This is a genomic window from Acinetobacter sp. 802_lipA, assembly GCF_058242885.1.
Genome location: NZ_JBZAYP010000001.1, coordinates 3,529,533 through 3,549,168 on the forward strand (window position 1 = coordinate 3,529,533; position 19,636 = coordinate 3,549,168).

Here is a 19,636-nt window from a genome sequence, read left to right on the forward strand (position 1 = left end):
TGGCTATTTCGGTTCCAAGGGTAATTAAGCGCTAGCGCGACGACGTTCAACTTCAGTTGATGGTGCAGCCGCTTGATCTTTCACCAGTTCAACATTGAATTGAATGTGTTTGAATGGACCTGTTAAACCGCGGCGTGCAATTTCAGCTTCATCGGTAATATCGACAGCGGTAGCCACCAAGCCTTCACGTGTTGCAAATGCAAAGTCATCCCACAGGTATTGGTCACCCTCAATGTTGAATTGGGTGGTTAACTTACGGTAGCCTGGCGCAGATACGAAGTAATGTACGTGCGAAGGGCGGTTACCGTGACGGCCTAACTTGTTCAATACAAATTGAGTTGTCCCTTCTGGTGGGCAACCATAACCAACAGGCATCGTGGTGAGAGCAACGTATTTACCATCTTGGTCACTCATGATTGAACGACGTAGATTGAAGTCTGATTGTGACTTATCGAAGAAAGAGTAGTTGCCTAAGCTATTGGCATGCCACACTTCAACTTTTGCACCTTCAATAATCTGACCATCAGTGTCAGTCACTGTCCCTTCAATAATTAAAGTCGGAATTTTGCCTTCTTCAGAACCATCGTCCATACGTGCAAAACCAACCGATTCAGGTGCACCAGCTACGTATAAAGGACCCTCGATGGTACGTGGCGTTCCGCCTGTAATGCCTGCTTTGGCATCGGCTTCGTCTGCACGTAAGTCGAGGTAATGCTCAAGACCAAGACCAGCCGCAAGTAAACCAAGTTCATTGGCTTGACCTGCATCCGTAAAGTATTCAAGACCTTTCCAAACTTCAGTTTGGCTCAAATCTAAGTCTTCAATCGCTTGGAATAAGTCACCCAATAGGCGAACCACAATTTGTTGAGTACGTGCGTCTACAGAACCGGTTGCTGTATCCACATTCATTGTTTTGACTAATGCATCAATCTGTTGACGATTCATACTATTGCTCCTTAAGTATGTTTGCTGTGTGGTGGCTAGCTTTATGAATAGGTTGAAAAGCTTAGCTGCCACGTTCCTTGTTAATATCCTTCACTGGATCGTAGATTAGATGTCAGTGATTCAGCTGTTTCTATTCGACCATTTAATTAACGATCATCTTCGCGAATAGACGATGGATGTCGGTTTAAAGGCATCACTTCAATATTCATATACGGGTACAGGGGTAAACCTTGCAAAATGTTGTGTAGCTCTTCATTGCTGTCTACATCAAAAATGCTGATGTTTGAGTACTGACCTGTAATACGCCAAATATGTCGCCATTTGCCTTGAGCTTGTAGCTCTTGCGAATATGCTTTTTCGACTGCTTTAATTTCACTGGCAGTTTCAGCAGGCATATCCAGTGGAATGTTTACATCCATACGTACGTGAAAAAGCATGTATAACTCCTAAACGGTTAAGACGTCGCTTAAGCGCGGCGTAGCTGATCAATCTTGCTTTCATCCAATTCAATACCGAGTCCTTTGCCTTGGGGTAAATGCAAAGCGAAGTCAGTGTATTGAAGTGGGGTTTTTAAAATATCTTGGGTTAACAGCAGTGGGCCGAATAGCTCGGTGCCATAAGCTAAATTTTCAAAGGTCGAGAACAAATGTGCCGAAGCAATCGTGCCGACTGCACCTTCAAGCATGGTTCCGCCATACAAATCTATACCGGCTAAGTTGGCAATCTTCGCCACTTCATGACCTTCAATTAATCCACCAGACTGAGCCACTTTCACTGCAAAAACAGAGGCCGCATTGGTTTTGGCTAAACGGTAGGCTGAGCTTGGTCCCATGAGCGATTCATCCGCCATGATGGCAAGATCAAAACGTCGTGTTAAACGCTGCATCGCATCAATATTGTCGATTGCACAGGGTTGTTCAATCAGGTCAACACCACCATTTTGTAGGAGTTGAATACCCTTAATCGCATCTAGCTCAGACCATGCACGGTTCACATCGACACGGATAGAAATGTCTAAACCCAGTGCTTGTTTAATCGCAAGAACATGTTCAACATCTTCTTCTACACGGCGTGAACCGATTTTAAGTTTGAAAATATTGTGGCGTCTTGCCTCAATCATTTTTCGGCCTTCAGCAATATCTTTTTCAGTGTCGCCAGATGCCAACACCCAAAGTACAGGTAAGCTGTCACGTAAACGGCCGCCCAATACTTCAGAAAGGGGTAAATCTAAACGTTGCGCTTGGATGTCGAGTAGAGCCGTTTGAATTGCACATTTGGCAAAACGGTTACCATTAATATTCTTTTTCAAAGCACGCATAGTTTGTGCGATGTTTTGAGCTTTAAGGGACTTCAATAAAGGTGCAAAATAAGTTTCAATATTGGTCTTAATACTTTCTGGGCTTTCTTCACCGTAGCCCAGTCCGCCAATTGTTGTCGCTTCACCCCAACCGACAAAGCCATCTTCAGTACTGATTTTCACCAAGACAAGCGTTTGCGTTTGCATAGTCGCTACCGCCATTTTGTGTGGGCGAATAGTGGGGATTTCGACGAGTAAGGTTTCTATAGATTTATACATCTTAACTCTGCGCAGCCTTGCGTTGTGTACCTGATTTGATATACCTTAAAAGAATAAATATGAACTGTCGAAGATCAAATTAGCATTTTAATATATCTTAAAGGTATAAATAGTCATGGAATTGAGACACCTCCGCTACTACGTAGCTGTTGTAGAAGAGCAGAGTTTTACCAAAGCTGCTGAAAAATTATTCATTGCACAGCCTCCTTTAAGCCGCCAGATACAAAATCTAGAGGCTGAATTGGGGGTGCAATTATTTGAACGTGGCAGCCGCCCACTCAAGACCACGGAAGCAGGACAATTCTTCTATCAACATGCTGTTAAACTTTTGTCTAATGCCGAAGAAGTCAAAGCCATGACACAGCGTGTAGGCTTGGTTGAAAAAACGGTGACCATGGGCTTTGTGGGATCGTTGTTATATGGTTTATTGCCTAAAATTGTGTATTTATTTCGCCAACAGCAGCCACATTTAAAAATCGAATTGATCGAAATGAGTACCAAAGACCAAATTCAAGCCTTAAAAGAAGGACGGATTGATGTTGGTTTTGGACGCTTACGTATTTCAGATCCTGCTGTGCGTCGGGTTTTACTGCGTGAAGAACCGTTGATGTTAGCGGCACATTCTAGTCATCCTTTGACGGCGCAAAAACAAGGCATTTACCTGTCGGATTTGGTCGATCAAAACTTATTTCTTTATCCAAGTCATCCCAAGCCAAACTTTTCTACCCAAGTCCAAGGGTTGTTTTCAGAATACGGGCTGGAACCTAAACATTTAAAAGAAGTTCGTGAAATACAGTTGGCACTGGGGTTAGTTGCCGCTGGAGAAGGAATTTGTGTGGTTCCAGAAAGTGCACGAACTATTCAACTGCCGCATTTGAACTATATTCCAATCTTAGATGATGCAGCGACTAGCCCCATTTTTCTGGCGATTCGTTCCATGGATGAAAGCGAAGATATTCGTTCGTTATTTGATTGTATTTATCAGGTCTATGACCTTGAAGCGATCAAATATGACCGTGCATTTATCTAAACTTGGAGGTTTAAATTCCACTTTACTTTTAAAGTCTGCATTTTAAAACGAACCATTTCAGCCATCCTTGGGGATGGCTTTTTTATAGTCATAATCGCTTGGTTTTGCTTATTTTCTGTCTCTCACTGAAATCATGGGTTATATAAGCTATTTATTTAAAACAAAAAAAACCTTAACCGACCTTAAAGGTATAAATATAGAGTTATTCGGTTTTGGACAAGAAAGCTACTTTTGCTGCAATGTGCACAGCAACAAACATTCGCAAGCAGGAGGCTTAAAGTGAATACAAATCCAGTTAACATCAACACGGTGGTCGATGAAGCCAAATTTACGCCCTTTCATTGGAGTGTACTCATTTGGTGTCTACTGATTATTATTTTTGACGGTTATGATTTAGTCATCTATGGCGTGGCACTGCCACTTCTGATGCAAGAGTGGGGACTCAGTGCAGTACAAGCAGGCTTACTTGCGAGTACCGCATTGTTTGGCATGATGTTCGGTGCAATGAGCTTTGGTACGTTGTCTGACAAATTGGGCCGTAAAAAGACCATTATGATTTGTGTGGCTATTTTTAGTGGCTTCACCTTTCTAGGCGCATTTGCAAGTAATCCTATTGAGTTTGGTATTTTACGTTTTCTTGCGGGACTTGGCATTGGTGGGGTGATGCCAAACGTGGTCGCACTCATGACTGAATATGCTCCGAAGCGTATTCGTAGCACACTCGTTGCGGTTATGTTCAGTGGCTATGCTATTGGCGGCATGACCTCAGCTTTACTGGGTGCATGGTTGGTAACAGACTATGGTTGGAAAATCATGTTCTATATCGCCATCATTCCATTTTTGGCTTTGCCGATTCTTTGGAAGTTTCTACCTGAGTCTTTAATGTTCCTGACTAAAAAGGGTGAAACTGAAAAAGTCCGTGAAATTGTGCAAAAAATTGCACCGGAGCAAGCGATTCAGCCAGAAACGACATTTAAGCTCAACGAACCTGTTGCTGGTGATGACGCTCCATTAAAGGCATTGTTCCAACAAGGCCGTACCTTTAGCACCATGATGTTTTGGGTGGCATTCTTTATGTGCTTACTCATGGTCTATGCGCTTGGAAGCTGGTTACCAAAACTAATGATTCAAGCAGGCTATTCGCTTGGTGCAAGTATGATTTTCTTATTTGCTTTAAATATTGGCGGTATGGTTGGAGCGATTGGCGGTGGTGCGCTCGCAGACCGTTTCCACTTAAAACCAGTTTTGACAACCATGTTCACCGTGGGTGCTATTGCACTGATTCTACTCGGTTTCAACAGTCCACAAATGGTGCTGTACGGTTTAATTGCGATTGCAGGCGCAGCAACTATTGGCTCACAAATTCTACTGTATACCTTTGTCGCACAGTTCTATCCAACTGCAGTACGCTCTACAGGTATGGGCTGGGCTTCAGGCATAGGACGCATTGGCGCAATTGTTGGGCCTGTACTGACAGGTGCATTGTTAACTTTTGAGTTGCCACATCAAATGAATTTTCTCGTGATTGCGATACCTGGTGTGATTGCGGCTTTGGCCGTGTTTATGGTCAACTTAAAAGTGTCTGTAGACGGTGAAAAAACCAAATCAAAACAAGTGTTTGATGCAGTTAAATCCACAGCCAATTAAATAATACTGAACCCATGAGTCTAGTGCATTAGTAGTAGGCTCATTTCAAAAACTGTATGAACTGTTAAAATCAATTTGCTTTTTATAAGTTGTTTTTTAACGCGATTTTTAATGCGATAAAAAGTTTCATTTTAAAGTATTAAAAGAAATGCATTGCGTTAGAAAACAGCGATGAAAAAGAGAGCTAAATATTAAAGAGTAAAAGTCAGGACAGACTTAAATACACAGGACCCGTGTTAAATGAAACAATTTAAGAAGAACGTTTTAGTTGTTACTTTATCCATGTTAAGTAGTGCAGCATTACATGCACAAACCAATACGACGGCAGAGATTGAGCAACTTAGAAATGAAATTAATGCGTTAAAACAAATGCTTCAACAGAATACGCAGCAACAACAGCAGCAAGCTGTTCAATTGAGCGCTGTTGAACGTCAAGTGTTGACGACGCCAAAAACGGTTGAAAAAACGGGTTTAGGTTTGACCAAAGGTGGGGCAGAGTTCAACTTATACGGTAATGTTCGAATGGACGTATCGTATCAAGCTGAAGGTGGCGCTCGTGATATGCCCTATAACCAAATCAATAGCGTGCCTTTAGAAGGAAATGCTGAAAATAGCGATCGTTTAAGATCAACCCTTTCAGCAACGCGATTAGGTTTGGACTTTAAAGCGCCAATAGCCGATCAGAACTTAAATGCAAAAATTGAGGTCGACTTTTTAGGCGGTGCAAACCTTGATAATTTACGTATTCGTCATGCGTATTTAAACTATGGTAACTGGTTAATTGGTCAAACGTGGTCAAACTTTGCCACACCAGACTACATCCCTGAAACGATTGATGCTTTGGCTTATGTGGGTGCTTCAATTAAACGTACTCCTCAAGTGCGTTATACCCATAAATTCACGCCAAATACTAACTTAGTCGCGGCAGTGGAAGACCCGAAAGATGCCAGCATGAGCCAACGTATGCCTGCATTTACAGGACGACTGAATCATAAGTTCAATGATGCACTTTCAGTCAGTGGGCGTGCAATGGCACATGAAAAACGCATTCAAAATCAAGAAGAGTGGGCGTATGGCGTAGGCGTTGGTGCCAAATTTGATATCACCCCAGTAACTTCTGTAAAAGCCGACTACTACCATGTCAAAGGTGATAGCAGCTTTGTATCCTTTACTAACCCTGGCGTAGTTGCAACAGGCACAAGTATTGAACAAAGTGAGTTTGACTCAATTACTGTCGGTTTAACACAGAAGTTTAATGACAAATTACGTGGTACTTTGGCTTATGGTTATATGACTTTTGATAAAAATCAGGACTACCTTGATGCTGTAGCTGATGATACCAAAATCAATAAAAACTTATGGCAAGCATGGGGTAATTTATTCTATAGCCCAGTTCAGCCTGTTAGCCTTGGCGTAGAGTATGTCTACGGTGAGCGTGAAGCGTTTGCACCTGCGGCAAATGGTAGTAAAAAAGGTCAAGACAACCGTGTGAACTTGGTTGCGATTTATAACTTCTAATACTTGAAGTGAAATTTCACATAGAAGCCGAAGGATAACTCCTTCGGCTTTTTATGTATTGCCGTTTAATTTACTCGATACTCAGTTTTGAAAAGATGTTGCACATGTAATGCAATAGTCGAAGTTTCATCAGAACTTAAGTTATTTGTCACATAAGAATAAGTCATGAAAATAAAGCACATGTGTTGTCATCAACGGGTTACATTAGGTGAGGTAAGTAACTGTATATAGAGTACTTGATGACAATAACATGGATTCTTTTTACGCTTATGGCCGCTTTTATGCAGGCTTGGCGCAACGCTTTTCAAAAGCAACTCAGTACAACTGTTGATGTTTATGGAGTGACTCTAGCACGGTTCATCTTTGCTCTACCTTTAGCACTGATCTACATCAATTGTCTTTACCATTTCCAACCTGTAATAGAGTCCGTCCATTTCAATCTCCATTTTGCTATTTATGTGCTTATTGCGGCGTTGAGCCAAATTGCCGCAACAGCCTTGATGGTTCAGCTTTTTAAGCAAAAAAATTATGCGATTGGAGTGGGGCTTGCTAAAAGTGAGGCAGTACTTGCCGCGATTATCGCCGTGGTCTTTTTATCCGATCATTTAAGCCTTTTAGGCTGGTTCGGGGTTGCTGTCGGAGGCTTCGCAGTATTTTTAATGTCTAAAGGGCGGGACTTTTCTGATTTTTCCGTACCAACCTTATGTATAGGTATCGGTAGTGGTTTATGTTTTGCCATTACCTCGCTCTTGGTACGTGAGGCCAGTTTAGAACTAACAAATTTACCGTTTATTCACCGCGCAGCTTGGGTGCTTTTAATGGTGATTGCGACACAGTGCTGTTTACTTTTAATGTATTTGGGAATATTTCGCCGTGCAACATTATGGGCCATGTGGCAGCGTATTGGACTTACATTTCGTGTCAGCCTCTGTAGTTTTTTGGCGTCACTGGGTTGGTTTAGTGCCATGAGTATGCAGTCCGTGCCCATTGTAAAAACTTTGGGGCAGGTTGAGATTATTTTTAGTATGTTAATTTCAGCCTACTTCTTTAAAGAAAAGCTGGCACGTGCTGAACATCTCGGTATTGTATTGGTGGTGATTGCAGCGTTTTTAGTGATTTGGGCTTGAAGTCTGATCTTCACATAGCTAATGTCATTCTTTTGTAATGACATTAGCCATTCAAAATATAATTTAACTGCCGTTTTACTAGTCTTCAACTCAAAAAATAGAGACTAAACCCATGTCTAGGTTTAATCTCTAAAGTGTGTTTTTCTCGTGAGATTTAATTCTGTAGCCAAAATTTAGATGTTGATATTAGTGCAACAAGCTTCAGATTTTTACTGAAGAAGGTAGTTTTGATCTGCACCGACAAAGAAAATAACACCTATACAAAAAAGCCCACAGTAAATCGCGAACCAGATAATCATGTTTTTAAATGCTTTATCTGAAATTGAACTATCTGCATATTTTGCTGGTTTTTTTGAGTCTAGATCTTTCATGGTTACTGCACTCAACTGAGGTGATGAGTACATTATGCAAATCAAAAGACTGATGAAACAGGTACAAAAACAAGATTAAAAAAATATAACAGATGAAGCAGAATTGCTCAGGGCTGTTATAGTCTAAAGCCTATGTGACACACTATGTAGATATCAGTAACTTGTTTTCAGAGTCCTATCACTTGAAAATACAAGAAAATTAAAAATGATCTTATATTTAAAATACCACTCATGAATTTTATACATACTGAATCATTAGAAATGATCATTTCGTTCATGCCTATAATTTTTGTACATTAACTAAAATAGACCTTGTCTGCGTAGAACCAAAGTACTTGAACCTTCAGCATGACATTTAAGTTTAAAACGATATTTAGAGAGCATTATGAAAAATTTTGAGAATAAGGTGGCTGCGATCACAGGCGCAGGTTCAGGCATTGGGCAGCAGTTAGCGATTCAACTGGCAAAGCAAGGTGCACATTTAGCACTCAGTGATGTCAATGAACAAGGTTTGGCGGAAACCTTAAACCACGTCAAAGATTATCCTGTTTCAGTCACGCTCACAAAACTAGATGTTTCAGACCGTAAGGCAGTAGAGGATTGGGCAAAGCAGTGTGAGCAGGATTTTGGGCAGGTCAATTTAGTTTTTAATAATGCAGGGATCGCGTTAGCGAGTACTGTTGAAGGCTTGAGCTATGAAGATGCCGAGTGGATTTTCAACATCAACTTTTGGGGTGTGGTGTATGGAACCAAAGCTTTTTTACCCTACTTAAAACAAAGTGGCTCTGGGCATATTGTGAATATTTCAAGTTTATTTGGGCTCACTGCTCAGCCTACTCAAAGTGCCTATAATGCGACAAAGTTTGCTGTCCGTGGTTTTACCGAGGCACTACGTCAAGAGTTAGATTTGCAAGACTGTGGCGTCAGTGCAACTTGTGTTCATCCGGGTGGGATACGTACCAATATCGCCAATAGTGCACGAATGAGTGACAGTATTCGTGCATTAGGTATGAACCCTGAGCGTGCCAGCCGTTCTTTCAATAAAATGCTTAAAACTCCGCCAGATGTGGCAGCACAGGCCATTTTAAAGGCTGTAAAAAAAGACCAGCGCCGAGTCTTAATTGGAACAGATGCCAAAATTATCGATCTGGTACAGCGTATTACACCAACAGGCTATACGCAGGCCATGAACTTCTTGACAGGTAAAAAACGCCGTAAATAAAGACGTATTCACATGAAAGATGATTTTATTGTTTTAACCGAGTATGCTAAATCGAGTAATTTTTAAATTAAAAAAAGCTTCGATTTCAATGGTGAAGCATTCCGTTAAATAAAATGATAAGGAGTCCTACATGAGTGGTTCTCATAACCATGATCACAGTCATGTTGAAGTGACTGCAAAAAATGCCAAGAAATTAACCATTGCACTTGCTCTGACGTTTACCTTCTTAATTGTGGAAGTGGTTGCAGGATTTATCACGCAAAGTTTGGCTTTATTGTCCGATGCAGCACATATGTTTACCGATGCCGCTGCTTTAGCGATTGCTTTAGCAGCCATCAAAATTGGGCAAAAACCTGCCGACGATAAACGTACTTTTGGCTATCAACGGTTTGAAATTTTGGCAGCTTTGTTTAATGCCATGATGTTGTTTGTGGTAGCCATTTACATTTTATATGAAGCCTACCAGCGTTTTAGTCAGCCACCCGAGATTCAAAGCTTGGGGATGTTGGTTGTCGCGGCTTTGGGTTTAATCATCAACCTAATTTCAATGAAAATTTTGGTGTCGAGCAGTCAAGACAGCTTAAATGTGAAAGGGGCTTATCTTGAGGTGCTCAGTGATGCCTTGGGCTCTGTGGGTGTGATCATTGGCGCACTGGTGATTTATTTCACAGGTTGGATGTGGGTAGATACCGTTATTGCTGTGTTGATCGGCTTTTGGGTCTTACCTCGAACTTGGGTCCTACTGAAACAAAGTATCAATATTTTGCTTGAAGGTGTGCCAAGTGAAATTGATATCGAATCTTTACGCAATGACTTGCTGGCTTTAGATGGTGTACAAGGCATTCATCAGCTTAAAGTTTGGGCCATTACCTCTAAAAATGTGCATTTAACAGCGCATTTGATTGCACCTGATGTAGATCAGAGAGCTTTATACCACCAAGCTGTAGAGTTATTGGGGCATGAGCATGGGATTACGCAAGTGACTTTGCAGATTGAAGAAGATGAATGCCATCCACACCAACATGAACATAGTCATTAAAAAGACTTGACCTTAGACTTAGTCTAGGCTTTACAATAGCGTCACTTTATTTTAGTACGACATTATGCGTTCTACCACGTGGCTTAGCGTCTTAGTTGCTTTTTCATGTTCCAAAGTCTTTGGAACGTGGCGGCAGCTTTTTGCGTCCATGAAGAACAAAAAGCTCAAGTCGTGACACAACAAAGTTTTCATTTTGGCCACCATCAAACCACCTTGTGTGTGTCTGATGATAAGGCACACCTGCAAAGCAGTGTTGATAACCATACTCAAACGGTAAATGATCCGTTTGAATTGGGTGAAGACCATCAAGATCATTTGCCCTCAATGGCACATTTGATTATTCCGAAAGAAAAAAACTATCAATTGCCGCTCGCACTTGAGATAAAAGAACCGCCACAATTTTTTTGGCACAATGCCTATCAAGCCCCTGATTTATTGGGGCAACATCCTCCTCCTGAACATTCCCCGCTAATGGTGGGGTAGCCTAAAACATTTCCCACCACTTCTTCTAAAAATTAGTGGGAAAAAACATGTCGAATCAATTTAAGGCGTTTATACGCCAAGCCCTTGCTGTAGGCATAACAACAGCTGCGATGCAATGGAGTTTTGCCGAACCGATCAAGACTTTGGATGAAGCTTTAGCAAAAGTAGAGCGCTATCAAAACCAAAATGACATTGGGCAGCAGCGTCAAAGTATTTCAGAGCTGAACATCAAAAACAGTGGTTTATGGCAAAACCCTAGCTTAAATATCAATCAAGATGGTTTTGGTTCAGATACTGATCGTGAGCACAGTATTGCCATCAGTCAGCCCTTAGATGTGTTTGGACAGCGTAAGCTCAATCAAAAACTCGCAGAAACAGCGCAGCAACAAGGGCAGTTACAGCAACAACTGTGGACAGCACAAAGCCAATTGGTGGTGAAATTTGCATGGTCTCAGTTGGCTTTGGCACAAGTTGAAAAATCGCTGTACGCAGCACAACTCAAAGTGAGTCAAAACAATTTAGACAGTGCCAAAAAACGTTATCAGGCGGGCAGTATTGCTTTGGTTGACTATGAACGTGCGCAAATCGAAAGTTTGGATATGCAGCGCTTATACCAACAAGCGGTATTGGCAGAAGAAGTAGCACAGCGTCAACTCTCAAACCTTTGGGGCGAAACCAAAGCCGACATTCAACTTAATTCCACCTCAATGCCATGGCCAGATCAAAGCGATGCCACGGTACAGCGTTATATTGCTGAAGGTTGGTTGGAAAAGCTGTATGCCCTGAATATTCAACAGTCCAATTTAAACATTGAAAGTTTAAAAGTGCAGGCGCGTCCCAATCCGACCTTAAATGTCGGCATGAAACGGAGCCAAGCACCGAATGAAAGCAGTGATACCACATTAGGTGTCGGCGTGGATATTCCGCTGAATATTTTTAACCGTCAGCAATACAGCATTCCGATGGCCCAGCGTCAGCAAAGCTTGTTGAATCAGCAGCAACAGCGCGAGTTAAAACAGCAGATTTTAGATATCGCCAATGCCATGCATGAGCTCAAAGGACTAAAACAGCAGTTCAGTGCGATCAGTCAACAAACCACTTTGGCAGAACAAGTGCAAGTCCGCACGCTGCAAGGTTTTAAAGCGGGAAAGCTGTCCATTACCGACATCCAACAAGCTAACTCACAACTGCAAAGCATACGCCTTGGGCAGTTGCAGTTATTACGTCAAGCTTGGCAGACTGCATTGAGCGCAGAAGCACTCAGCCTCGGTACCAGCTATGAACAGATCAGTAGTTCAGATGCTTATAGTCAAATCAGCAAAAATTCAATCGCACAAATACAAGACCTCATCCTTGGCGGAGCACAATAATATGCAACTAAAAAACCAATTTGGAAAAATATCACAGCCATTGATGATTGGGCTTTTGCTCCTCATTACATTTCTCATCGCTTTAGGGATCTGGTTTAGCTCAAAAGATAAAACAACTGATGAGCATGCGCATGCCGAACATGAAGAATCTGAACATGCGGATGAACCCGAGGCAGAAAAAGGACATGCCGAGGAAGGTGAAATTCAACTGACGGCACAGCAACTGACAGAGCAAGGCATTCAAATCGCTTCAGCTCAACTAGGTGTGGTGTCTCAAGTCACCGTTCTACCCGGAAAGCTTGTGGTTAATACCGATCAGCAAGCACATATTTCGCCAAACTTTGGTGGGCATGTGGAACAGGTGAATGTTGAGCTTGGTCAAAACGTACAAAAAGGACAAACTTTGGCTGTACTATCTGTCCCTGAACTGATTGATCACCAGGCCAATTTACGGATGGCTCAAGCCAGTTTGGATTTGGCACGTCAAGATTATCAACGTGAACAGCAGTTATGGTCACAGGGCATTTCTGCCAAGCAAGATTACCAACGAGCAGAAAATACTTATCGACAAGCGCAGATTACTGTGCAATCGGTGCAAAGCCGTTTAAACGCCCTAGGGGCAACAGGTGGGGTAAATGGTCGTTTTGCCATTAAAGCACCCATTTCAGGTGTGATTAGCCAAAAAGATATCGTGGTAGGTGAAAACGTACAATTGGCCGATCAGCTTTTTGTGATTGAACAATTTAAAGAGTTATGGCTTGAATTTAATCTGCCTGCTCAGTACTCAGGTCAGTTACAAGCCAATCAGAGTCTGACATTTAAGCCGAATGCTTCTGAGCAAAAATATGAAGCCGTCATCCAAAGCTTAACCTCTCAAGCCGATGCACAAACAGGACGCTTGGTGGTACGTGCTAAATTAAAAAGCCAAGCGGCTGAACTACGTCCAAATGTTTTGGTGAATATCTTTTTAGACAATACCAGTTCAAAAACAGCACTTCGCGTCCATAAAAGTGCTATTCAAAACATTGAAGGTCAAACTTCGGTATTTGTGGTCGACGCTGAACAAAAAGGACAAGTGCATTTGAAAGCGCAGCCCGTTGAGCTTGGGCAAGCTTCAAATGACGCTCAATGGGTGGAAGTTATTTCAGGCCTAACAGCAGGACAGCGCTATGTCAGTCAAGGCAGCTTTGTGCTTAAGTCTGAACTAGAAAAAGGCGAGGCTGATCATGCACACTAATCATGATTTACCCAAGCCTGAGGGTTTGTTTGAACGAATTATTCAGTTCTCTATTCAAAATGCAATTTGGGTCATGCTCTTTGTCTGTACATGGATTGCGGTCGGAGTTTATAGCTATCAAAAACTGCCGATTGATGCAGTGCCCGATATTACCAATACGCAAGTACAAATTAATACCCAAGCCAATGGTTTTACCGCACTGGAGGTTGAGCAGCGGATTACCTATCCGATTGAAACTGCAATGGCTGGTATTCCAGATTTACAGCTGACTCGTTCTATTTCACGTTATGGTTTGTCCCAAGTCACTATTGTATTTGAGGATGGTACAGACATCTATTGGGCACGTCAGCAGATTAATCAGCGTGTACAAGAAGCCAAAACGGATTTACCCAGTGATGTTTCTCCAACCATGTCGCCACTTTCGACGGGTTTAGGTGAAATTTATCAATGGGTCATTAAAGCCGAACCGAATGCCAAAAAAGCCGATGGTACCGCTTATAGCGCGATGGACTTGCGGGAGATCCAAGATTGGATCGTTCGTCCACAATTGCAACGTGTTGCGGGGGTGGCCGAGGTCAACAGTATTGGCGGGTTTAATAAAACCTATGTGGTTGCTCCCGACTTAAACCGTATGCAACAGTTGAATATTTCCTTAAGCCAACTACAAACAGCGTTACAGGAAAATAATGAAAACCGTGGAGCGGGTTATATTGAGGAAAATGGTCAGCAGCTTACAGTGCGTGTTCCAGGGACACTCAACAGTCTTGCGGACATTGAAAATACAACAGTTGCCAGCCCAAATGGCAGCCCGATCCGTGTTGCGGATATTGCGCAGGTTTCCATTGACCATGACCTCCGAACAGGAGGTGCAACCTATAACGGCGAAGAAACTGTACTCGGCATCGCTATGATGATGATGGGGGAAAACAGCCGAACGGTGTCTAAAGCTGTAGATGCCAAAATTCAAGAGGTGCAAAGCAGTTTACCGCAAGGTGTCACAATAGAAACGGTTTATGACCGCACGACTTTGGTGGAAAAAGCCATTAAAACAGTGCAAAAGAACTTGGTTGAAGGCGCAATCTTGGTGATTGTGATCCTCTTTTTATTCTTAGGTAATATTCGTGCTGCGTTAATTACAGCCTGTGTGATTCCACTGTCTATGCTATTTACTTTAACGGGTATGGCACAGCAGAACATCAGTGCCAACCTAATGAGTTTAGGGGCATTGGATTTCGGTATTATTGTCGACGGTGCAGTGGTGATTGTTGAAAACTGTATTCGCCGTTTAGCACATGCACAGCAGTTAATCAAACGTCCGTTAACTCAGTCGGAACGCTTTAAAGAAGTGTTTTTGGCAGCGCGCCAAGCTCGTCGCCCACTCATTTTTGGTCAGCTGATTATTTTGGTGGTGTATTTACCAATCTTTGCACTGACGGGTGTAGAAGCAAAAATGTTCCACCCAATGGCTTTGACGGTTGTACTTGCACTCGTTGCGGCCATTATTTTGTCGATCAGCTTCGTGCCCGCGGCTGTCGCACTTTTTGTTAAAGGTGACATCAAAGAAACCGAAAGCCGTTGGATGTTGTGGTTAAAAGAGCATTATCAACGGGTATTGGACTGTGCCTATCAGTATAAAGCGGTGGTTTTAACCTTTGCACTGTGCTTGTTGATGTTGACAGGATTACTTGCAACGCGTATCGGCAGTGAGTTTGCACCGCAACTGAGTGAAGGTGACTTTGCTGTACAGCAACTGCGCTCTCCAAGCACAGGCTTAGAAGAATCACTTCGTATTCAGGAAAATACAGAAAAGCTACTTCTGAATAAATTCCCTGAAATACAGGCTATTTTTGCGCGAACAGGCACGGCTGAAGTGGCGACCGATGTGATGCCACCGAATATTTCAGATGGTTACGTCATGCTAAAACCCCGTGATGCATGGCCAAATCCAAAAGAAACACTCGATGAACTGCGTAGCCGTATGCAGGCCTATTTAGCAACGCTACCCGGTAACAACAGTGAGTTTTCTCAGCCAATTGAACTGCGTTTCAATGAGTTAATATCGGGTGTACGTAGCGATGTCGGTGTCAAAATCTTTGGCGATGACATGCAAGTATTAAATGCGGAAGCTGAAAAAATCAGTAAATTGATTCAACAGGTTTCAGGCAGTACCGCCGTTAAAGTTGAACAAACGTCGGGTTTACCTTTGCTTAATGTGGAAATTGATAAAAGCTTGGCAGCGCAATATGGCCTAAGTGTCAAAACCGTACAAGACCATGTGTCAGCAAGCATTGGCGGACAAAATGTTGGTGAAATTTTACAGGGCGACCGCCGTTTTGACTTTGTCATTCGGCTCAGTGAGCAAGATCGTAGTGTCAATGGGATTGCGCAACTGCCAATACAGCTTCCAAATGGTGGCAGTATTTTACTCACCGATATTGCCACTGTAAAAATGATGGATGGCATCAATCAAGTCAGCCGTGAAAATGGCAAACGTCGTGTGATTGTCACGGCGAATGTGGAAGGGCGTGATTTGGGCTCTTTTGTCACAGAAGTACAAAGTCAGCTTAAGCAGTATCCTCTACCAAGTGGTTACTGGATTGAATATGGTGGTCAGTTTGAAAATCTGGCCTCGGCACAGGCTCGAATGCAGATTGTGATTCCACTGGCATTATTGACGATCTTTATTTTGCTGATGGCCGTTTTCCATAACATCAAAGAAAGCTTGCTTGTGTTCACGGGTGTTCCATTTGCTCTAACTGGTGGTGTGCTTTTCTTGTGGTTAAGAGACATTCCTTTGTCAATGTCGGCGGGTATTGGTTTCATTGCCTTGTCTGGGGTTGCCGTCTTAAATGGTTTGGTCATGCTGACCTTCATTAAAGAGCTAAGAGAGCAATACCGCTTACATGAAGCCGTTTGGCAGGGAGCGATTTTACGATTAAGGCCTGTTTTAATGACCGCTTGTGTAGCGTCTTTAGGTTTTGTCCCAATGGCGCTTGCCACGGGCACAGGAGCAGAGGTTCAACGTCCACTAGCGACCGTGGTGATTGGTGGAATTATTTCTTCGACGTTATTGACCTTGGTGCTATTACCAGTGTTGTATCGTTGGATGAATGCAAAAAAAGAAACGAACGTTTAATCCTTTAATCTGCTGAAGCATGAGGAGGCAAAATAGTCTCCTCATACTTTTTTATACTACTTGATATCAGTCTGATCGCTTTGGGGAGTTAAAATGGCAAATCTGTTATAGTCTGTTATATTTTTTTCACAAAGAACTGTATCTGTCCTTTCGTATAGGAAACCTTAGAATAATGAATATAGATAGAGCGTTGAGGTATTGGAAATGAACTTTTTACTGAAGAAAAATAGAGCTTGGTTTGTATTCTTTATCATTACTTTATATTCGTTTCTTGGATTTTTTCTTGGATTTATTATTTGGGAATACTTTTTGAAGTAAGTACATAGTAAAGCTAGAGAAAACTAAGGCAGCTTATACTTCAAAAAGTGATCTGAATCTTACTTTTCTGACTACCAGACTCAACTCCTAACGAGACAAGTCTGGTTTTTTAAACTTTTAAAACTTCCATTGTACCGAGACAGATGCATTTAAAGGATCGCCCGGTTGAATCCACATATCGCTATAGCTTGCAACATAGTACGTTTTATCTAAGAGATTGTGCACATTGAACTGATAGCGTAGCTGATCTGTTGGCACATAATAAGCATTTAGATTCAACAAAGTATACTCAGGTAAGTTGAAGCCATTATCTGTACTGTGTCCACTACGTTTGCCCACATAGATTGCAGTTGCACCGAGCCCAACTTTGTCTGCATTGGCAAGGGTCCATTCATAGTTGCTACTGATAGAGCCGCTGTGCTTCGGCACATTGCTGAGTCGTGAACCCTTAGTAAGACTTTGGTCTTTTTCCACTTGAGCATCTGTATAGCTATAATTGGCACGTATAGAGAATTGATCATTGAGCTGTGTTTCTAGATCGAGCTCTAGCCCCTTACTTGAGACTTCTCCAGCGGTAATTTGATAGTTACTATCTGCTGGATCTGTGGTTAAGACATTCTCTTTATCCATTTTAAAGAGGGCTAAACTCACCAAACTCTGCGGGGTAATCCGATATTTCCCACCAATCTCATAGCTTTTGCCTTTTTCAGGGTTAAACACATCGCCATTTCGGTCCATGCCACTGTTGAGTGCAAAGGATTCTCCATAGTTGGCGTACCATGACCAACGATCATTCAGTCGGTAGTTTAAACCCAAGCGTGGACTAGTTTGTTGTAAATCCTTTTTATTGGATGTACCTGCAAGTTTATTTTGAAAGTCTTGGGTGACGTGATCAAAGCGTGCTCCATACAGCACACTCCATTGATCATTGAGGAAAATTTGATCTTGTAGATTCAGTGCAAAATAGCGTTGCTGTTCTTCTGTGTTAATGAAAAGTGGCAGCTCGGGTAAGTATTGTCCATAAATAGGATCATAGATATCAATGCTATTTGGCACGCTACTGCTGTGGTTTCGACGCAGTTGTAATTGACGGTACTTCATCTGCCCAAGTTCAGTGCTCAAAAGTACTTCATGACGGGCCCAGTCTTGTTGGATCGTCCCAAGTAGTTCAGTTTGAAAGAGAATGTCATCACTTTTATTGTCACGGTAGCGACGCTGGCGCTCTAATGTCCGTCCATCACTTTGAATACGACGAGATTCACTGGAAAAGCCTTTGAGCTGAGTATCTTTCACACTAAGAGCATTATTCATTTTCCAGTCATCATTAAACTGATGTGCAAGTCGAAGCTGATAGAAATGATCTTTTTGAATATGATCACCATCATCAGGTTCGCCTGTAAATGTTTTAGGGTCCATCACGAATTGTTTTTGATAACTACTTACACCACGGTCGAAGGTTCCATCTTGTCGGGTAAATTCGCTGTCAAAATCTAATTGGGTTGAATCTGAAATTTCCCATGTGAATTGAGGGGAGAAAAACCAACGCTCACTCTGCACATGATCACGAAAACTTTGGTTATCTTCATGTGCGACCGCAATACGATAAGCCACAGCATCACTGATTGGGGCAGTATGTTCAAAACTAGCACGGTATTTTTCTAAACTATTGGCACGTAAATTCACTTCTGAAGAACTTTCCCATTCAGGCTTTTTAGTGTTGATATTCAGTAGACCGCCAGCTTCCCCGCGGCCATAGAGCGCAGCCATTGGGCCTTTTAAAAAGTCGAGAGATTCAATATTCACCATATCTCGCGGAGCACTGAGTCCGCGGTTGACACTCAGACCATTTCTTATGATTTGCGCCCCAATATTGGGGTCTGTACTAAAACCTCTAAATGAAAAGTTATCCCAAAAGCCGCCACCATAATTAGTTTGACTATAAACCCCGCTCACTTGCGTGAGTGCATCGTCAATACGTTGTACATCTTGTTGCTGAATTAACGCTTTGGATAACACACTTCGACTAAATGGCACGTCTAAAATGTCATGCGAAAACTTAGTCATTGCAGTACTTCGCTGAAGGTTTTCCCCCTCAGTTTCGGCTTGTAATTGGATGGTCTGGAGTACTTCTGTTGAAGTTTCGGCCCAAGTGAAAGAACTCAGTAGGCTTAAATATAAACTAGAAGATAGAATGGAGAATTTATTCATCATGAAGGAGAGTAGTTTAGATTTCGTATTGTTATGTTATAACATTTTAATAAATTTGTATTTAAAAAATCATTTTAAAAACGAAAAATGGTTTAAAAAATTGAAATAAATCAACCTAAGCTTTTATGTTCCAATCCACAATACACTGTTTCAAGTCAGCTAAAGTCCCAATACCATATGCTGTATCAAATACGACTGAAGATATGGAACGCAGATCAACGTTATAATTTAAAAGCATGTGGTTAAACTATAAACTCAATTTCTAAATCTTCACACTCAAAGCTATTACCAGATAATTTAAAAAAAGCTGAGATATGTTGAATAATGTGCTTGTTCATTCTACAAAAATTGTGAATACTCATGCCGCAAAATTCAGGCTGTAAATTTATCTTTTGGGGTTAGCAACGAC

General features: G+C 42.0%; 15 protein-coding genes. 11 read left to right on the forward strand and 4 right to left on the reverse strand.

Annotation, left to right across the window (positions count from 1 at the left end; all coding sequences use genetic code 11):
* Positions 1-24 precede the first annotated feature (24 nt).
* The 3 genes from catA to AC4CU3_RS17555 form a co-directional block, all read right to left on the reverse strand.
* Positions 25-945: a catechol 1,2-dioxygenase gene (catA, locus tag AC4CU3_RS17545; RefSeq protein ID WP_004979728.1), complete on the reverse strand. Its 921-nt coding sequence runs from the start codon at positions 943-945 to the stop codon at positions 25-27.
* Between the two features lie 146 nt (positions 946-1,091).
* Entirely contained in the window at positions 1,092-1,382 is a 291-nt protein-coding gene (gene catC / locus AC4CU3_RS17550) for a muconolactone Delta-isomerase (protein ID WP_005399484.1), read from the reverse strand.
* Between the two features lie 29 nt (positions 1,383-1,411).
* Positions 1,412-2,521 carry a muconate/chloromuconate family cycloisomerase gene (locus tag AC4CU3_RS17555; protein WP_279043321.1) on the reverse strand — a complete coding sequence of 370 codons (1,110 nt, stop codon included), beginning with the start codon at positions 2,519-2,521 and terminating at the stop codon, positions 1,412-1,414.
* Between the two features lie 115 nt (positions 2,522-2,636).
* Between AC4CU3_RS17555 and AC4CU3_RS17560 the strand changes: the two genes are divergently transcribed.
* From AC4CU3_RS17560 to AC4CU3_RS17610, 11 genes are all read left to right on the forward strand, one after another.
* Complete coding sequence (locus AC4CU3_RS17560) at positions 2,637-3,551, forward strand: LysR family transcriptional regulator (RefSeq protein WP_130235429.1); 915 nt, start codon at positions 2,637-2,639, stop codon at positions 3,549-3,551.
* Between the two features lie 279 nt (positions 3,552-3,830).
* The gene (locus tag AC4CU3_RS17565; RefSeq protein ID WP_058869586.1) at positions 3,831-5,198 is read left to right on the forward strand and encodes an MFS transporter; all 1,368 of its coding nucleotides are present in this window, start codon (positions 3,831-3,833) and stop codon (positions 5,196-5,198) included.
* Positions 5,199-5,438: 240 nt separating this feature from the next.
* Entirely contained in the window at positions 5,439-6,716 is a 1,278-nt protein-coding gene (locus AC4CU3_RS17570; RefSeq protein WP_279043323.1) for a DcaP family trimeric outer membrane transporter, read from the forward strand.
* Between the two features lie 239 nt (positions 6,717-6,955).
* Positions 6,956-7,843, forward strand: coding sequence for a DMT family transporter (locus AC4CU3_RS17575; protein ID WP_183176021.1), 888 nt, complete (start codon positions 6,956-6,958; stop codon positions 7,841-7,843).
* A 756-nt stretch (positions 7,844-8,599) separates the two neighbouring features.
* Positions 8,600-9,436 (forward strand): SDR family NAD(P)-dependent oxidoreductase, encoded by an 837-nt coding sequence (locus AC4CU3_RS17580; RefSeq protein ID WP_279043326.1) that lies wholly within the window; start codon positions 8,600-8,602, stop codon positions 9,434-9,436.
* 130 nt (positions 9,437-9,566) lie between these two features.
* Complete coding sequence (locus AC4CU3_RS17585) at positions 9,567-10,475, forward strand: cation diffusion facilitator family transporter (protein ID WP_279043328.1); 909 nt, start codon at positions 9,567-9,569, stop codon at positions 10,473-10,475.
* A 105-nt stretch (positions 10,476-10,580) separates the two neighbouring features.
* Entirely contained in the window at positions 10,581-10,958 is a 378-nt protein-coding gene (locus AC4CU3_RS17590) for a cation efflux protein, CzcI-like (RefSeq protein WP_279043330.1), read from the forward strand.
* A 47-nt stretch (positions 10,959-11,005) separates the two neighbouring features.
* Positions 11,006-12,328: a TolC family protein gene (locus AC4CU3_RS17595; RefSeq protein WP_279043332.1), complete on the forward strand. Its 1,323-nt coding sequence runs from the start codon at positions 11,006-11,008 to the stop codon at positions 12,326-12,328.
* A gap of 1 nt (position 12,329) precedes the next feature.
* Positions 12,330-13,565, forward strand: a complete 1,236-nt coding sequence (locus tag AC4CU3_RS17600; protein WP_279043334.1) for an efflux RND transporter periplasmic adaptor subunit — start codon at positions 12,330-12,332, stop codon at positions 13,563-13,565.
* Complete coding sequence (locus tag AC4CU3_RS17605) at positions 13,555-16,701, forward strand: efflux RND transporter permease subunit (protein ID WP_490738445.1); 3,147 nt, start codon at positions 13,555-13,557, stop codon at positions 16,699-16,701. The genes AC4CU3_RS17600 and AC4CU3_RS17605 overlap by 11 nt, the downstream gene beginning before the upstream one ends.
* A gap of 204 nt (positions 16,702-16,905) precedes the next feature.
* Positions 16,906-17,019, forward strand: a complete 114-nt coding sequence (locus AC4CU3_RS17610; RefSeq protein WP_010326689.1) for a hypothetical protein — start codon at positions 16,906-16,908, stop codon at positions 17,017-17,019.
* A gap of 117 nt (positions 17,020-17,136) precedes the next feature.
* Here the strand turns inward: AC4CU3_RS17610 and AC4CU3_RS17615 are convergent, their stop codons facing one another.
* A complete protein-coding gene (locus AC4CU3_RS17615) occupies positions 17,137-19,230 on the reverse strand; it encodes a TonB-dependent siderophore receptor (protein WP_279044912.1) in 2,094 nt (697 codons plus the stop codon).
* Positions 19,231-19,636: the final 406 nt, after the last annotated feature.

Bases quoted from the DNA above. Each gene is read 5' to 3' on its own strand.
- AC4CU3_RS17595 (WP_279043332.1), top strand. From the start codon at position 11,006: ATGTCGAATCAATTTAAGGCGTTTATACGCCAAGCCCTTGCTGTAGGC.
- AC4CU3_RS17605 (WP_490738445.1), top strand. From the start codon at position 13,555: ATGCACACTAATCATGATTTACCCAAGCCTGAGGGTTTGTTTGAACGA.
- AC4CU3_RS17575 (WP_183176021.1), top strand. From the start codon at position 6,956: ATGACAATAACATGGATTCTTTTTACGCTTATGGCCGCTTTTATGCAG.
- AC4CU3_RS17590 (WP_279043330.1), top strand. From the start codon at position 10,581: ATGTTCCAAAGTCTTTGGAACGTGGCGGCAGCTTTTTGCGTCCATGAA.
- catC (WP_005399484.1), bottom strand. From the start codon at position 1,382: ATGCTTTTTCACGTACGTATGGATGTAAACATTCCACTGGATATGCCT.
- AC4CU3_RS17560 (WP_130235429.1), top strand. From the start codon at position 2,637: ATGGAATTGAGACACCTCCGCTACTACGTAGCTGTTGTAGAAGAGCAG.
- AC4CU3_RS17585 (WP_279043328.1), top strand. From the start codon at position 9,567: ATGAGTGGTTCTCATAACCATGATCACAGTCATGTTGAAGTGACTGCA.
- AC4CU3_RS17610 (WP_010326689.1), top strand. From the start codon at position 16,906: ATGAACTTTTTACTGAAGAAAAATAGAGCTTGGTTTGTATTCTTTATC.
- AC4CU3_RS17570 (WP_279043323.1), top strand. From the start codon at position 5,439: ATGAAACAATTTAAGAAGAACGTTTTAGTTGTTACTTTATCCATGTTA.
- AC4CU3_RS17555 (WP_279043321.1), bottom strand. From the start codon at position 2,521: ATGTATAAATCTATAGAAACCTTACTCGTCGAAATCCCCACTATTCGC.
- AC4CU3_RS17580 (WP_279043326.1), top strand. From the start codon at position 8,600: ATGAAAAATTTTGAGAATAAGGTGGCTGCGATCACAGGCGCAGGTTCA.
- AC4CU3_RS17600 (WP_279043334.1), top strand. From the start codon at position 12,330: ATGCAACTAAAAAACCAATTTGGAAAAATATCACAGCCATTGATGATT.
- catA (WP_004979728.1), bottom strand. From the start codon at position 945: ATGAATCGTCAACAGATTGATGCATTAGTCAAAACAATGAATGTGGAT.
- AC4CU3_RS17615 (WP_279044912.1), bottom strand. From the start codon at position 19,230: ATGATGAATAAATTCTCCATTCTATCTTCTAGTTTATATTTAAGCCTA.